The following is a 16,465-nucleotide window of genomic DNA, read 5'->3' as shown; positions in this document are numbered from 1 at the left end:
GCCAAGCGAGCCAAATGGCTAACCTGCCTCGTCCAGAGCGGGCGGCGGAAAGGGTGGCAAGGCGTCTTTTGGACAGGCGTCACTGATCTTGCCGTGAATCTCGGGTTTGCGCAGCGGTTTGGTCAGATAGTGGTCGATGCCCGCCGCCAGAATGCCCTTGTCGTCACCATTCAGGGCATGCGCTGTCAGCGCCACGATGGGCACGTGCCCCCCGGTTTCCTGTTCAATCTCGCGGATCTTGGTTGTGGCCTCTTTGCCGTCCATCTTGGGCATCGAGATGTCCATAAAGATCAGGTCGGGCACAAAGCTGGAAAACTGCTCGACGGCTTCGATGCCGTTGTTGGCAAATTTCAGATCAATATCAGCGCCTTTCACCATCTTGGTAAAGACAAGTTGGTTGGTCTTGTTGTCCTCGGCAGCAAGGACCCGCATTTTGCGCCGTGCGGCTTTCTCTGCTGATGGCGCGGTTTGTTGGATCAGGGGCCCCACGCTTTGCAATCGGGCAAACAGGTCAGCCCGGGGAACCGGTTTTTGAACAATTGCATGAAGATGCTGCGCGCCGGGATCGCCGGCCGCGACGCTGGGATTGGAGCTGAGCAACAGGATCGGGGTTTCATTGCCGGTGGCGCGCACGGCGTCAGCAAACTCCAACCCATCCATGTCGGGCATGTTGTGGTCTGTCAGGATTAGGTCGATATCGGTGAGATGCTGCAACGCTTCGGGTCCGCTGGCACAACAGACGACACCCAGGCCCATTTGTTCCAACTGCCGTTGCAGAATGGTGCGATTGGCTGCGACATCGTCAACCACCAGCACACGGCGCAGCCCGTCGGGCACGGGCGGTTGTTCAGGCAATTTGGCATCCGTCATTTCAAGGGGGATGCGGAAGCCAAAGCACGAGCCCATGCCTTCCTCGCTGGTCACCCAGATCTCTCCCTCCATGAGCGAGACCAGACGTTGTGAAATCGCGAGGCCCAGACCGGTGCCATCGAACTGGCGATTGCGCTCGTTTTCGACCTGATTGAACTCGCCAAAGATGTGGTCAGTCTTGTCTTCGGGGATGCCGATCCCGGTGTCTTCGATCACGACGGTGACGTCGGCCTTGCCGTTGTCGGGGTCAGACACGCCTGTCACCCGGATCAGGACGTGGCCCTGGGCGGTGAACTTGACGGCATTGCCCATCAGGTTTGTCATCACCTGGCGGAACCGGCCCGGATCGCCGATATAGGCGGTTGGCAGGAACAGGTCGTAATCCAGCAGGATCGTCAGGCCCTTGTCGCGTGCCGAGGGCTGAAGCAGCATGATGACCTCATGAATGCTCCGCTCCAGGTCAAAGGGTTCGGGGTGCAGTTGAAGTTTCTTTGCCTCGATCTTGGAATAGTCGAGGACGTCGTTGATGATGACGAGCAGAGCCTCGCCCGAGTTCTTGATCGTGTCGACATAAAGCTGCTGTTCATCGCTGAGGCCGGTTTCGCCCAAGAGGTCCGCCATGCCGACGACCCCGTTCATCGGCGTCCTGATCTCGTGGCTCATGTTCGCGAGGAATGTGGATTTGGCGCGGCTGGCTGCTTCAGCCTCGGCTCGGGCCGCCTTGAGTTCTTTTTCATAGATGACCGAGGTGGTGATATTCAGGCCAAGCGACACGATATCGCCGCCCGCGCCGCGTCTATCCACAAGCTTGATATACTGGTCATTCCAAAGGCGGATGGTGATCGGCTCCGGCTCTGGCTGCATCCAGCGGTCGGCCATCATCTCGCGCCAATCGGCAGCGGCAAGGCTGCCGGTATTGACGATCCCCTCATCCGTGAGGACCTGAAGAATGGTGATATAATGGACGCCCGGCTGGATCACGTCCAGCTTGTCAAAGATCGCCAGATAGCTCGCGTTGGCGGCAACAAGGTGGTTTTCGGAATCAAAGAAGGCAAAGCCGTCAGTGATTGTTTGAACGGAGTGCCACAAACGCCGCTCGGCTATCTCGACCTTTTGGTTGGCTTGACCCAGCTCGGTTTTGACCCGCGCATTTTCGGTTTTGACCGTTGCTACCTCGGCCCGTGTTTCGACGATTTCGCCCTGCAAAGCGGCGGCATGTTTGCCCAGTTTGCGGTTGGCCGCCGACAGCTCCGCCTGCTTCAGTTCCAACAGCCGTTCCGCTGCCAGCCTGCCCCGCCGTTCCTCGGCCAGCTTGTTTGCTAGGCTCATGACCTGCTCCGCCAATCTTCGTTTTAAACGATATGTCACAGCCTTGGTGAACATCCGCTTAACCCGAGCGCAGTCTTATCCGTTGCGTGTGGACGCGCCCGCGTGGCAGGCTGCAAGGGCAAGACCCAATGGTTTTAGGAGTCCCGTGATGCGCCGTTTTTTCCTGTTTTTCTGTGCAATGCTTTGGTCGCTTCCGCTTGCGGCACAGGATGTGATTCCGCCGCACCGCTATGTGCTGAGTCAGGATGTGGATTTCTACGGGTCTGACCGAACGGCCCTGTTCGACACCAATTACGGGGCCTGTGAACGTGCGTGCAGTGCTGATGATCAGTGTGTCGCCTTTACTTTCAACAACCGCTCCAACGCGTGTTTCCCCAAATCCGACGTGACCGAACGCCAGCCCTATGTGGGGGCCGTTTCGGCCATCCGGGTCCCCAGTGATCCAACCCTGCGCGCGGCGGCAGCCGCCCGTGCGGCCGCCCTTGATCTGACAGAGGCGGATTTCGAAGCCGCGCGCACTCTGGCACGCGGAATGGGTGGGCGGTTTCCGGTCAATGGCCAAACGCTGAAAGCGTTGGTCGATGCCTCGCGTAGCGAGTGGCAAGCGGGTCGCCGTGCCTCTGCGCTGCGGTTGATGGGGGGTGCCGTGACCTGGTCGGATGCCTCCGACCTTTGGGCGCGGTATGCCTATGTTTCGTTGCGCTTGCCTGATTCTGTCCCGTCGTCCCAACGCCGTGCCGCCCGATCCGAGGCGGTGCCTGCCGCCCTGAACGCCTATGTTCGGGCCGCAATACCCGGTGCGCAGGTCTCAGCCCTGCAAGGGTTGGCAGAGGCGTTGGAGGCAAACCGCCGGGGCCGCGATATGTTGGGTGTGTTGCGCCTGGCGCAATCCATCCAACCCCGCGACGACGTGGCCCGCGCGCTGGACGATGCCATCGGTAAGTACGGGTTTCGGATAGTCGAGCACAGTGTCGACAACAACAGTGCCTCCCCTCGAATTTGCGCCACGTTTTCGGAACCGCTGGCGCAGGCAGGTGTCGACTATGACCCTTATGTGCGCAGTGATTCCGACGGGCTGGTTGTCGAGGCCAATGACCGTGTGTTGTGTGTAGACGGCGTCCGCCACGGCGAACGGTACCGGGTGACCTTCCGCTCGGGCCTGCCTGCCGCCAGTGGCGAAAGCCTGGCCCGCGATACGTCCCTGAACATCTATGTGCGTGACCGCGCGCCACTGGTTCGCTTTCCGGGGCGCAGCTATGTTCTGCCGCGCAGCAGTTCCGCCGCCGTCCCGATTGAAACGGTGAACCTGAACACTGTCGAGCTGATCCTGAGCCGCGTCAGTGACCGAAACCTCGTACGGTCATTGCGAGACGGGTATTTCGGCAAACCCCTGTCGGCCTGGCAACTTCAGACCTTTAACGCCGAAGTGGCGCAAGAGATTTGGCGTGGTACGGGCGATGTGCAAAACGACCTGAATGCCGAGATGACAACCCGCCTGCCCTTGGGCGAAGTGCTTGAGGAGCAGACGCCCGGTATCTATGTGCTGACCGCACGTGCCCCGGGCGTGGATCCGTATGAAGTTGCATCGGCCAGCCAGTGGTTTGTGCTCTCTGACCTTGGGGTCACCAGTTGGCAAGGCAATGACGGGCTGACCGCGGCCGTGCGCAGCCTTGAGGATGCGGGGGCTGTGAGCGATGCCACCGTTCGCCTGATTTCGCGCGCCAATGCGGTTCTGGGCACGGCCCGGACAGATGCCGAGGGTTTCGCGACCTTTCCTGCGGGTTTGACGCGGGGTGGCGGTGCGGCGGCCCCCGCCCTGTTGCAGGTGGAGACGGGGGAAGACTTCGTCTTTTTGCCGTTGATCGATCCGGCTTTTGACCTGTCAGATCGAGGGGTTGAGGGGCGCCGTCCTGCGCCGCCCGTTGATGTCTTTATGACCACCGATCGAGGCGCGTACCGGCCCGGGGCCACGATTCACGTGACCGCCTTGGCCCGTAGCGGAACGGTTGCCGCGATCCCCGGCCTGCCAATCACCGCTATCCTCAGCCGCCCGGACGGCGTTGAGTACAGCCGCATGGTCAGCACAAATGACCGCGCAGGCGGGCATGTACTAAGCCTGCCTTTGGCCGATGGCGTGCCCCGTGGCACCTGGCGGATTGACCTCAAAAGCGACCTGGACGCACCGCCCCTTGCCACGCAAACCGTCCTCGTCGAGGACTTCATCCCCGAGCGGATTGACGTCAACCTGGCCTTGGCTGACGGCGACTTGCGTTTTGGGGCGCGTGAGTTGCTGAGCGTCGAGGCCCGCTATCTCTTTGGAGCGCCCGGTGCCGATCTGCCGGTTGAAGGCGATTTGACCTTGCGTCGTCGCACCGGTTTGGACGGCTGGCCCCGCTACCGCTTCGGCCGTCACGACGCGAATTTCGCACCACGCCGTGCCAGTTTCGCTTCTAAAGTCACGGATGTGGCGGGTCTTGCTGCTGTGCCGATGGTTTGGCCAGAGGTCGAGGCTGAGGGCGTCCTGCTTGAGGCGGCGATGACAGTGCGAGTGTCGGACGGCTCAAACCGCCCGGTCGAACGGAGCCTGACGCGGGCCATTGCCCCGGACGGCCCGGTGATCGGCATCCGCCCCACGTTCGACGATGTTCTGCCCGAGGGGGGTGAAGCCAATTTCGAATTGATTGCTGTCGGTGCCGCAGCGCCTGTGCCTGTGCGATGGACGGTAAACCGGATCGAGACGCGTTATCAGTGGTATCAGCTTTATGGCAGCTGGAATTGGGAGCCGATCACCCGGCGTATACGCGTAGGTCAAGGGTCTCTGATGCTGTCAGAGGTACCGACTGCTTTTGCCACGCCTACGGAATGGGGTGACTATGAGCTGGTGGTCGAGCGGTTGGAAGGCGATTACGCGTCCAGTTCTGTTGATTTTTCGGCCGGTTGGTACGGCGGCACCGACAGCGCGAGCACGCCTGACCAGCTTGCCCTGTCGCTGGATGCAAACAGCTATGATGTGGGCGACACCGTACAACTGCGCGTCGTGCCGCCCTTTGATGGCGTGGCGCTGGTTTCGGTCTTGTCGGACGGTTTGATTGCAAGGCAGGCTATTCCAGTGCGCGCAGGCGAAAACCTTATCCCGCTGGAGGTGACCGGCGACTGGGGGACCGGTGCATATGTCACCGCATCAATCCTGCGAAGCGGTCACGCGGAGGCCTTTGGTCCTGCGCGCGTGCTGGGTCTGGCTCATGCTGCCGTTGATCCAGGTGCCAAAGCGTTGCAGGTCAGCCTGGCCGCCCCCGAGGCCGTCAGTGGTCAGGCGGGTGAAACGCTGGTCACGGTGCAAGTGGATGGCCTGAACGGTGCGCCCGGCTATGTCAGCTTGGCGGCTGTGGACCTAGGTATTCTCAACCTCACAGGATTTGAAGCACCAGATCCGCAAAGTCACTATTTCGGACAACGGCGGCTGGGCGTCGCGTTGCGTGACATGTATGGCCGGTTGATTGATGGAAATAACGGGGCACTCGGGCAGGTTCGCTCGGGCGGCGACGCGGGCAGCAGCATGCAGCGCCAAGGACCACCGCCAACAGAGGCAGTGATGGTCAGTTTTGATGGGCCGGTTGCCCTCGATGCGGACGGGCGGGCCAACATTTCGATCCAGCGCCCTGATTTCAACGGGACCATCCGTTTGATGGCTGTGGCCTGGTCCGAGACAGGTGTCGGCCAAGCGACCCGGGACATGTTGGCGCGAGATTCGGTGGTGATCTCGGCTGCCTTGCCACGGTTCCTCGCGCCCGGAGATGAGAGCCGACTGATGCTCGATTTTGTTCATGCGGATGGGCCTGAGGGTGCGATGCAACTAAGCGTCACGGGGGCGGGCCTAGCCTTTGGGCAAGTACCGACACAGATCGCCTTGGCCAACGGGGCCACGGTTCGGGTTCCCGTCACCTTGGGCGCAGACCAAACAGGCGATTACCAGATCAATGTGGCGCTGACCTTGCCGGATGGCGATAAACTGACCAAGACGCTGATGCTGGGCGTGCGCGCAAATGACCCTGTGGTGGCGACAACGCGACGGTTCACGTTGGGCGCGGGCGAGTTTTTTACCTTTGACGACAATGTCTTTACCGATCTGCGCCCTGCAACAGCGCGCGCGACGCTGTCGGCGGGGCCTTTGGCGCGGTTTGATATGCCAGCGCTTTTGCGGCAGCTTGATCGCTATCCCTATGGGTGCACGGAACAAGTGACCTCTGCCGCGTTGCCCTTACTCTATGTCCCGCAAGTGGCGGGGGCTGCGGGAATTTCGAACATCGACAACCGGGTTGAGGACGCTATTGCTCGGGTCCTGATGCGTCAGGCGAGCAATGGGGCCTTTGGCCTCTGGCGCGCGCAAAGCGGGGAGTTCTGGTTGGATGCCTATGTGACCGACTTCCTCAGCCGGGCACAGGCCAAGGGCTATGCCGTCCCCGAGACTGCCATGCGCATGGCTTTGGATAACTTGCGCAACCGGGTGAATTACGCGCCCGACTTTGACGAAGGGGGCGAGGATATAGCCTACGCCCTGCTTGTTCTGGCGCGTGAGGGGGCCGCAGCCATGGGCGATCTGCGCTACTACGCGGATGCCAAAGCTCGGGCCTTCACCACGCCGCTTGCGCGGGCGCAGTTGGGGGCCGCCCTGGCCAGCTATGGCGAACAAAGTCGAGCAGACCGGATGTTTGGTCTGGCCGAGGATCTTGCGGGTGCCACGGACATCGACACCAGCGGCTGGCGCGACGACTTTGGCACCGATCTGCGCGATGCGGCGGGCCTTTTGCACCTCGCGGTCGAGGCAGGCAGCACGCGGGTGGATCGGGGCGCGCTTGCGCGCTCCATCATGGATCACAGCGGGCGGTATTCCACGCAGGAAGCGGCGCAGGTTCTGATGGCAGCGCAAGCGCTGCGCACAGGCAGCGGCCCAGCGGTGCTGTCAGTGGATGATGTTTCGGTCAGTGGCCCGGTCGTCCAGACACGGGCTGTGGCGGATGCGGTGTCGGTCATCCGAAACGTGTCCGGCGTCGTTCAGGACGTGACTTTGACCACCTACGGCGTGCCGCAGGTCGCGCCCGAGGCGGGCGGTTATGGCTATGGCATTCGGCGCACTACCTATGACCTTGAGGGCAACGTGGCCGATGGCCCTTGGGCCGTTGGCGAACGGCGCGTGATCGTGTTGAACGTGACCCCGTTCGAGGATTTGGGCGCCCGACTGATCGTGGATGACCCTTTGCCTGCAGGGATCGAGATCGACAACCCCAACCTGCTGCGTTCGGGTGACGTGCGAGCGTTGGACTGGCTGGAGCTGACCCGTGCAGAGCATGCGGAGTTCCGGGCAGACCGGTTCGTTGCCGCGGTGGATCACCGGGGCAGCCAACCGGTGTCGCTGGCTTACATCGCGCGGGCCGTTAGCCCGGGCAACTTCCACCATCCCGCCGCCCTGGTTGAGGACATGTATCGCCCGGAATACCGGGCCATCACCGCAACGGGCCGGGTGCAGGTCGCTGAATGAACGGCCACCGCGCCCTTTTTGCCTTGGCGGCGTGCCTCGTGGCGGTTGGGCTGGCGCGGGATGCGTGGGATGGTTGGGTCGAGCGGACCCAGTTGCCCCCAACCCTGACCGAGACGTCTGCCGAGATGCGCGACCGCAATGGCACCGTCATGCGGGTCTTTGGGGTCGAGGATGGGCGTATCCGGCTGGCTGTACCGCAGGGCGGAGTGGACCCAACCCTGACGAATATGCTGATCGCTTATGAAGACAAGCGATTCCGGACGCATAATGGTGTCGATCTGCGTGCAATGGGTCGCGCGGTGGGTCAGGCACTTTGGTCTGGGCGGGTGGTGTCGGGTGGGTCTACCCTCACGATGCAAGCCGCGCGGTTGCTTGAAAATTCCGGCACCGGGTCGGTGCGCGGCAAAATACGGCAAATGCGGGTGGCATGGGCGCTGGAACGGCGGCTGAGCAAGGATGACATCCTGCACCTGTATCTTCAGCACGCCCCCTATGGTGGTCGGATCGAAGGGGTGCGCAGCGCGTCTTTCGTCTGGTTCGGCAAAGAACCCGGGCGCTTGTCGCCTGCCGAGGCGGCCTTGCTGGTGGCTTTGCCCCAAGCGCCAGAGGCGCGCAGGCCAGACCGGCACCCAAAGGCGGCGCGCGCCGCACGCGACAGGGTGCTTGCGCGGATTGGCCTCGACACTGTTACGGCCCCGGTGCCGCATGCGATGCGTCCTTTGCCCCGCCTTGCCCCGCATCTGGCCGACACGCGCCGGGTAGATGATCCGCTGGCGGCACGGTTTGACACGACCTTGGATGCGGACCTTCAGGCTCAGATCGAGGCGCTGGTGCGGACCCACGCAGCAGCACAACCCGAAGGGGTGTCTGTGGCCGTAATGGTGGCCGATCACCAAAACGGTGAGATTATCGCGCGGGTTGGTGCGCCCCATTATACCGATGCGGCGGGCGCGCTTGGCTTTGTCGACATGACATGGGCCAAACGGTCGCCCGGTTCGACGCTGAAACCGGTGATTTATGCGCTGGCCTTTGATCGCGGCCTGGCCCATCCCGAAACGATTTTCACGGACCAACCCACCAGGTTTGGCCGTTATGCGCCGCAGAATTTCGATGGGTATTTTCGCGGTGATGTGACCGCCCGCGAAGCGTTGACCCTGTCTCTGAACATCCCACCCGTTGCGCTGACCGACGCGCTGGGGCCTGAGCGGTTGATGGCCACGCTGCGCCGGTTCGGGGCAAAGCCTGTTTTGCCGGGTGCAGCGCCGGGACTTGCCGTCGCGCTCGGCGGTGTTGGCCTCAGCCTTGAAGACATGATGATGATCTACGCCGGATTGGCGCAACTGGGCAACGAGCTAACCCTGACCGATGTGCCCATGGATATCTCGCCCGGGGGTCAGATCATTGTGCCGCGCGCTGCTTGGCATGTGGGCGATATCCTGAGGGGAATCGCGCCGCCCGCTGATGCGCGCGCGGGCCTCGCCTACAAGACCGGCACGTCCTATGGTCACCGGGACGCCTGGGCACTTGGCTATGATGGGCAGCACGTTATTGGGGTCTGGATGGGGCGCCCGGATGGCACGCCCGTGCCCGGCGCATTTGGGGGTGATCACGCGGCCCCTATCCTTTTCGAAGCCTTTGGCCGGCTGAAGCCGACCTATGCGCCGCCGCCCCCGCCGCCTCCGGATACGCTGATCATGACCACCGCCGATCTGCCCCCGAACTTGCGCCGGTTTGGGGCGCGGAGCGGTGATCAGGCGGCCCCGCGCCTGGTCTTCCCACCTGATGGTGCCGTTTTGGGGCAGGCCGAAACATACCTGAAAGTCGAAGGGGGGACGCTGCCTCTGACTGTCTTGCTGAATGGTTCACCTGTGGCCACCGGGTTGCGAGACCGGTTGGTGGAAATCGGGCAGCTTGGCCCTGGCTTTGCGCGGATCGCGGTAGTCGATGCAGCGGGCAAATCCGCCCATGCGGAGGTCGAGGCGCGGCCTTAGCGCCGCCCCTCGCGCAACCAGGCGGCCGTGATGAAGCTGGCTGCCAAAAGCAGGACCAGCCACGGCGGCAACAGGGCTGTCTGGCGCAGGTCTTGCGTTTCGTACGCGCCGCGTGGCGTCAGGCCGATCCAACCGCGTCCCGCCGCGGGCCGTCCCTCGCGGACCATGCGGATGCGCGGCGTGCCGTCTTCCAGGCGCAGGATGCCGCCGCGCGTGGCGGCAACCCGATCTCCTATGATGGCGGCGGTGGCAATGGTCGCCTCGAATTCGCGCGGTGCGGCGGGACCAAGACCAATAACTGAGTTCTGATCGCCGTTCTCAAGCCGGTACAGCCCAATCTCGGGACCGTCAAAGAGGGTTGCAAACTGGCCCGGCCCCGCCTCTTCCAGATCCAGCGTGGTGACCGCGCCGTCAGGCCCGGTGATGGTCAGCGGCGGCACCTCGTCAAACAAGGTTCGGCGCACGATCCGCATGCTTTGTCCGGTGGCGGTGGCGGTCAGCGTCTCCTCCTCCAACTCGGGTTCTTTCATCATCCAATGGGCCAAACGGCGCAGCAGTTCGAGCTGCGGCCCGCCACCTTCGTAGCCACGGTTCCAAAGCCACGCATGGTCCGAGGCCAAGAGCGCCACACGTCCTTCCTCGACCCGGTCGAGGATCAGCAGAGGGCGCTCATCGACGCCTTCCATCACCACCGCGCCAGAGCTGGCATCGACATCAATCTGGCGCAGCCAGCGACCCCAATCCCCGGCAGCAGGCAAGCCGGTGGTCACCGGGTGACGCTGGCCAATATCTGACACGACAGGGAGGTATGCTTCTTCTAGAACGCGGGCTGAAGGTTGGGCCGGAATGACAGAGCCGAGAGGCGAGCGATAAAGGCTGTCGGCCCCGGCAAAGTCGGGACCTGCGGCGATCAAAACCGCGCCGCCCTCGCGGACATATCGGGCCACATTGTCCAGGTAGAGCGCCGGAAGAATGCCTCGCCGTTTGTAGCGATCAAAGATAATCAGGTCGAAATCATCAATCTTTTCCAGGAACAGTTCACGCGTTGGAAAGGCGATCAGGCTCAACTCGCCCACGGGCACGCCGTCTTGCTTTTCCGGAGGACGTAGAATGGTGAAGTGGACCAGATCAACAGAGCTGTCTGATTTCAGGAGGTTACGCCAGGTGCGCCCGCCCGCATGCGGCTCGCCCGAGACAAGCAGAACCCGCAACCGATCACGGATGCCGTTGATCTGAATGAGGGCGGTGTTGTTGCGGTCGGTCAACTCGCCGTCCGCCTCGGGCACGGTGAACTGGATTACGTTGCGCCCACCATGGGGCAGGGTGATGGGCAGGGTCACATCCTCGCCGATGCGCACGTTAAAGCGTTGTGGCGTGGCCCCATCGACGGATATGTCCAGCGGGGCGAGGCCGCTCTCGGTAGGGGCCGCACCGCTGTCCTCGATCCGCAAGGTCAGGGTCACAGGCTCGCCGATAATGGCAAAGGCCGGGGCGTTTTGAACCAAAAGGCGTCGGTCCCAGTCGGTCTCGCGACCCGTCAGCAGAACATGCAACGGGGCGGGCAGGTCCAGCGGCAGGTCGGCGTCATGCACTTGCCCATCGGTCAGCGCAATAAGGCCTGCGACCCGCGCCCGGGGTTCTTCGGCCAAGGCATCAGAAAGGGCTGTCATCAGGCGGGTGCCTGCATCTTCTTTGCCATCGGGTACGGTGACCTGACGGATTTCAGTGCCCTCGCGGGCCGATAGGGCCGCCGTCAGAGCGGTCACTGCAGCGTCGGTCTGTACGGGGCGGTCCGCAAGCCGCTGGCTCGCGCTTTCGTCTTTGGCCAGGATCACGATATCGGTGAGGGGTGCTCGCTCTTCCTGTTGGAAGGCAGGCCCGGTAAGGGCCGCCAGAATAACCAAACCGGCCATGCCGCGCAGGGCCCATCCGTTCAGGCCGCGCATCAGCGCCAACAGCACGCCACCCGTTACAAGGACCGCAAGCGCGATCAGCACGGGCCAGGGCAGCAGTGGATCAAAGAGGACAGTTCCGGTCATTGGCCCAGCCGATCCAGCAAAGCAGGCACGTGGACCTGATCACTTTTGTAATTGCCGGTGAGCACATGCATCACCAGGTTCACGCCAAAGCGATAGGCCAGTTCGCGTTGCCGCTCACCGCCGAGGCCCCGTCCCACGGGCAACATGCTTTGACCCGTCGCCGTGACGGCCCAGGCCGATGCCCAGTCGTTGCCACCTATGACCACAGGCGTCACGCCGTCATTGAGGTTGCGGAAAGGCATGCCCTCGACCTGCTCGGCCCCGGGTGGGGCCGCCTCGACCCAGATATCGCCTTGAACATGGCGACCCGGAAAGTCTTGCAGAAGGTAGAAGGTGCGCGTCAGGACGTGATCGCGGGGCACAGGTTCGAGTGCAGGAATATCAAGGGCTGCGGCCAGGTCCCGCAATTTGCGTCCGTTCGCGCTGGCCGCGCCAAAGCTGGCGACGTCCGCGTCGCGGGTATCAAAAAGGATCAACCCGCCGGACCGGAGGTAATCGTTGAGCTTGGCATAGGCATCCTGTGACGGGCGCGGTTGATCGGGTGTGATCGGCCAATAGAGCAAGGGAAAGAATGCCAATTCATCCGTTTCAAGGTTCACGCCGATGGGCGTAGAAGGCTCAACCGAGGTGCGGAAAAACAGCGTATCGGACAGGCCGCGCAAACCGGCCTCGGCAATCTCGTCGACATTTTTGTTGCCGGTGATCACATAAGCCAACGCGACCTCGCTTGCGGCGGCGAGGGCCGCATCAACGTTTTGCTGCGCCTCGGCCTGCGGCGTGGGCATGGACAAGAGCAGCGCGATGCCGATTGCAGCGGTTCGGCTGCCCCGCAAGCCGCTGGTCAAACGGCCCGACAGGGCCAGCGACGCGATCACATCGAGGACCAGAAGGCCGATGGCCATGGCGAGGAGCAACCCACCGAGAGGCTGTTGCGGCGCAATCGTCAGGCCCGACACGGGGATGCGCGGGGGCCATTCGGCGGGCGTCAAAACATCGTCAGCCGTCAGCACATTCCGGGCCAGGCTGCGGTCACCCGAGACATAGACACCGGGCAGTAAGGAGGGGCCAGCCGGATCATTCACCAATTGCGGGCCAGGCACGCCGGGCATCGCGCCTGCGTCGCGCAGCGTTCCAAATCCGTCCATGACGATTTGCGGGGTCCAGATGGTGCCTTCGAGATCCCCAGCGGCGGGGCTGGCGGCGGTTGATGATATGGCCAGCCGTTCCAGCATTTCGACAAACAGACCCGACAGGGGCAGCGATGACCATTCCGCATTTGCGGTCACGTGGAACAGCACGATCTGTCCCTGACCGCTGCGCTTGCGGGTGACGAGGGGGGTGCCGTCGCTCAACTCGGCAATCACACGTTCGGCCAGGGTCGGATCGGGTTGCGCCATGACTTGCGCAGTGACGGTCACATCTGAGGGGAGGCCGAGGCCGAAGAAGGGCGAGTTTTCCCGGAACGGGGCCAGTGTCTTGGGCGAACCCCAGCTCATTGCGCCCCCCACGCTGCGCCCGCCAGAACGGAGACGCACAGGCATCAGCGGGTCTTCGGTGCTGCGGCTGATATCGCTGGCGGCCACGCGCGGCCCCGCAAAGCGCAAGAGCAAGCCGCCATTTTCCACCCAGTCGGCAATCGCCTCGGCCTCACCGTCGGCCAGAGTGGCCACATCGGCCAGCACAATCACGTCGGGATTGGCGGGTAGGATATCGCTCAGCGACCCGTTCAGCAGGTCGGCCGTCGGTTCCAACGCGCGTTCCAGATAATGCAGGGGGGATAGAAGTTCGAGGCCTTCGCGTCCGGCACGGCCCGCAATCAGCGCAACCTCGCGGCGGCGCAGGCTGTCATCAATCAGGGTCACGGCGCCGGCAGAACGGGCGCGCTGAACCTCGAACCGGGTGACGCGCGCGCGCAGCTCCGACGGAAGCGAAAGGGCGGTTCGGGCTTCGGTTTCACCGGCTTCAAATACGGCGTTGGCAGTGGCAAGGACCGCCGCATTGCCTGCAGGATCGCGGCCCTGCGCCAGGATCGTGACGCTGCGTTCCGGACCTTCCATGGCGCGCCTTGCAGTCAATTCGACCACGCCATCCACATAAGCGGCGGGCGCCAAGGCCACGATATCAACTCCGGATTGCACCACGCGGACGGGGCCGCGCGCTTCTAATCCCTCCAAGAGGGTGGTTTGATCAGGATAGGCCAACCCGTCGCCGAACCACACCGTTTCGAACCCGCCCTCGGGTAGCCGATCAAGGACCGTATTAGTGTCACCGGGCTGCCAGGGCATGGGCAGGATACCCGGCAGACGCGGTATCAAGGTGTTGGCCGCCTGAAATACCGCCGCCTCTGGCATCGACAGTTGCAGCATCGCAACCTCGCGGCCTGCCGCACCGGCGCGGCGCAATTCGGCCTCGACCGCCTCGATCTGGCGGGGCCATTGACCGGCGCCAGCCCAGCTGCCGTCGAGCACGATCACCAGTGGTCCATCGCCTGCTTCCGCCTGATCGCCGGGGTTCAGCACAGGGCCCGACAGGCCGATGATCATCGCAGCCACCGCCAACAGACGCAGCAACAACAGCCACCAGGGGGTGCGGTCAGAAACGGCCTCGTCATCCTGCAGGCCCAGCAAAAGCGCGACGCCGGGAAAACGTTGGCGGATCGGTGCGGGCGGAATTGCGCGCAGGATCAGCCACAGGATGGGCAGCGCGATCAGCGCGAGCAAGAGCCAGGGGGCGGCAAAGCCGATGGGGCCAAAGACGGTCATGCGCCGGCCCTCCCACCATCAAGGGCATGCCAAAGCCACAAAAGACCCGATTGCGCGGATGATCCGGTGTGGTGCAGGCCGTATTGCCACCCCGCGATGGCGCATAGCTGTTGCAGCTCGGCCTTGCGGGCGGCAAGGCGATCCAGATAGCGGTCTTTGAGTTCGGAGGCTTTGAGCGTTTCATGCTCAATCGTACCGCCCACGCTTTGGAAGATGGTGCGCCCCCGGAACGGAAACGCCTCTTCGGCGGGATCAAGAACGTGGCACAGCACGCCGCGCACGCCGCGATCCGCCGCTTTGGTCAAGGCGGTGCGAACACCTTCAATATCGCCCATGAAGTCTGAGATGAACACGGCCCGCGCATGGGGGATCATCGCGCGGTGTTCAGGGGGGCTATAATCCTCTTCTGCGTCCTCGGAAAACATCTCGGCAAGGCGAAGGATCTGGGCGTTGCCCCGACGGGGCGGCAGGCGGGTCCCGGTCAGGCCCACGCGTTCGCCTCCGCGCACCAGCAGGATCGAAACGGCCAGCGACAACACGCGCGCACGCTCTGCTTTGGTTGGCAGATCGGGTGTCGATGCAAAGCGCATCGAGGCCCCCTGATCGACCCAAAGCATGACCGATTGCGCAATCTGCCACTCGCGTTCGCGCACAAATTGCACGTCGCCCATGGCGCTACGCCGGTGGTCGATCATGCGCAGGCTATCGCCCATCTGAGCGGGGCGGTATTGCCAGAAATCGTCGCCCATGCCCGCTCGACGGCGGCCATGATCGCCCAACAGGACAGCGCCCGCCAAATGTTCGGCCCGCGCAAGCAGGGGCGGCAGGCGGGCGGCCTGCGTCTCTGCCTTTTCGCGCAGGGCGGTAGGGGTGATCACGCGGCGGCCTCACGGCGGCTGAGGCCTGAGGCGGTTTCGTCAATGAGGTCGGCCAGACTGTCGCCTCGGGCGCGAGCCGCAAAGTTCAGCGCCATCCGGTGGCTGAGAACAGGGCGGGCCATGTCGATCACATCCTCAGCCGACGGCGCCAGACGCCCCTGCAACAAGGCGCGCGCGCGCACGGCCAGCATCAGGGCCTGAGCGGCACGGGGGCCTGGGCCCCAAGCCACGGTTTCGCGGACCTTGTCCGAGGCGTCAGCTTCGGCAGGTCGGAAGGCGCGGACCAGATCGAGGATCATCTCGACAACGCTGTCGCCTACCGGCATCCGGCGCAACAGGGTTTGCGCGGCCAGCAATTCGACTGACGTGAAGACCTGAACCGATTCCTCATCCATGACACCGGTTGTGGCGATCAGAATATCCCGCTCGGTCGTGCGGTCGGGATAGAGCACGTCGATCTGCACCAGAAAGCGGTCAAGCTGCGCCTCCGGCAGGGGGTAGGTGCCCTCTTGCTCAATGGGGTTTTGCGTGGCCAGCACATGGAACGGTGTGCCGAGCGGGCGATCCTCGCCCGCGACGGTGACAGTCTTTTCCTGCATGGCCTGCAAGAGGGCCGATTGGGTGCGCGGCGAGGCGCGGTTGATCTCGTCCGCCATCAAAAGCTGGCAAAACACCGGGCCGGGGACAAAGCGGAAGGCGCGTGTGCCGTCTTCGGCGGTGTCCAACACTTCGGAGCCGAGGATATCGGCTGGCATCAAGTCGGGAGTGAACTGGATGCGGTTGCCATCCAGACCCATCACGGTGCTGAGGGTTTCGACAAGGCGGGTCTTTCCCAGACCGGGCAGGCCGATCAGCAAGCCATGACCGCCACAGAGCAACGCGGTCAGGGACAGGTCGACAACGCGTTCCTGACCGATGAAACGCCGGGTGATCGAGGCCTTGGCCTCGGCCAATTTCGCCTCCAGCGCTTCGATTTCGGTGACAAGATCTTCTGCGTCGGTCATGACATCTCTTCCATCAGGGATATATGTTTGAGTCTAACCTATCCCTCCAGCGCGGA

The 16,465-nt window shown here is 63.3% G+C and carries 7 protein-coding genes; 2 read left to right on the top strand and 5 right to left on the bottom strand.

All coding sequences use genetic code 11. The annotated features are described in order from the left end of the window. Positions 1-18 precede the first annotated feature (18 nt). A complete protein-coding gene (locus Q1A44_RS01340) occupies positions 19-2,199 on the bottom strand; it encodes a response regulator (RefSeq protein WP_299618433.1) in 2,181 nt (726 codons plus the stop codon). Positions 2,200-2,347: 148 nt separating this feature from the next. Here Q1A44_RS01340 and Q1A44_RS01335 point away from each other — a divergent pair, with 148 nt between their 5' ends. Beyond that, positions 2,348-7,735 (top strand): alpha-2-macroglobulin family protein, encoded by a 5,388-nt coding sequence (locus tag Q1A44_RS01335; protein ID WP_299618431.1) that lies wholly within the window; start codon positions 2,348-2,350, stop codon positions 7,733-7,735. Then, on the top strand, positions 7,732-9,726 hold the full coding sequence (pbpC, locus tag Q1A44_RS01330; RefSeq protein WP_299618429.1) for a penicillin-binding protein 1C: 1,995 nt from the start codon (positions 7,732-7,734) through the stop codon (positions 9,724-9,726). The genes Q1A44_RS01335 and pbpC overlap by 4 nt, the downstream gene beginning before the upstream one ends. On the opposite strand, the gene Q1A44_RS01325 is transcribed toward pbpC, so the two are convergent. From Q1A44_RS01325 to Q1A44_RS01310, 4 genes are read right to left on the bottom strand one after another with little or no spacing between them, the layout of a single operon-like run. After that, entirely contained in the window at positions 9,723-11,765 is a 2,043-nt protein-coding gene (locus tag Q1A44_RS01325) for a hypothetical protein (protein WP_299618427.1), read from the bottom strand. The two genes, pbpC and Q1A44_RS01325, sit on opposite strands and share 4 nt — an antisense overlap. Continuing rightward, positions 11,762-14,527, bottom strand: coding sequence for a DUF4159 domain-containing protein (locus Q1A44_RS01320; protein ID WP_299618425.1), 2,766 nt, complete (start codon positions 14,525-14,527; stop codon positions 11,762-11,764). The genes Q1A44_RS01325 and Q1A44_RS01320 overlap by 4 nt, the downstream gene beginning before the upstream one ends. Further along, positions 14,524-15,405: a DUF58 domain-containing protein gene (locus Q1A44_RS01315; protein ID WP_299618423.1), complete on the bottom strand. Its 882-nt coding sequence runs from the start codon at positions 15,403-15,405 to the stop codon at positions 14,524-14,526. Before Q1A44_RS01315 ends, Q1A44_RS01320 begins: the two co-directional genes overlap by 4 nt. Continuing rightward, on the bottom strand, positions 15,402-16,409 hold the full coding sequence (locus Q1A44_RS01310) for a MoxR family ATPase (protein WP_299618421.1): 1,008 nt from the start codon (positions 16,407-16,409) through the stop codon (positions 15,402-15,404). Before Q1A44_RS01310 ends, Q1A44_RS01315 begins: the two co-directional genes overlap by 4 nt. Positions 16,410-16,465: the final 56 nt, after the last annotated feature.

Origin of the sequence: uncultured Tateyamaria sp., assembly GCF_947503705.1 — a bacterium.
Lineage (GTDB): Bacteria > Pseudomonadota > Alphaproteobacteria > Rhodobacterales > Rhodobacteraceae > Tateyamaria.
This window is presented reverse-complemented; position numbering and strand designations above follow the sequence as displayed.

Bases quoted from the DNA above. Each gene is read 5' to 3' on its own strand.
- Q1A44_RS01325 (WP_299618427.1), bottom strand. From the start codon at position 11,765: ATGACCGGAACTGTCCTCTTTGATCCACTGCTGCCCTGGCCCGTGCTG.
- Q1A44_RS01310 (WP_299618421.1), bottom strand. From the start codon at position 16,409: ATGACCGACGCAGAAGATCTTGTCACCGAAATCGAAGCGCTGGAGGCG.
- Q1A44_RS01320 (WP_299618425.1), bottom strand. From the start codon at position 14,527: ATGACCGTCTTTGGCCCCATCGGCTTTGCCGCCCCCTGGCTCTTGCTC.
- Q1A44_RS01340 (WP_299618433.1), bottom strand. From the start codon at position 2,199: ATGAGCCTAGCAAACAAGCTGGCCGAGGAACGGCGGGGCAGGCTGGCA.
- pbpC (WP_299618429.1), top strand. From the start codon at position 7,732: ATGAACGGCCACCGCGCCCTTTTTGCCTTGGCGGCGTGCCTCGTGGCG.
- Q1A44_RS01335 (WP_299618431.1), top strand. From the start codon at position 2,348: ATGCGCCGTTTTTTCCTGTTTTTCTGTGCAATGCTTTGGTCGCTTCCG.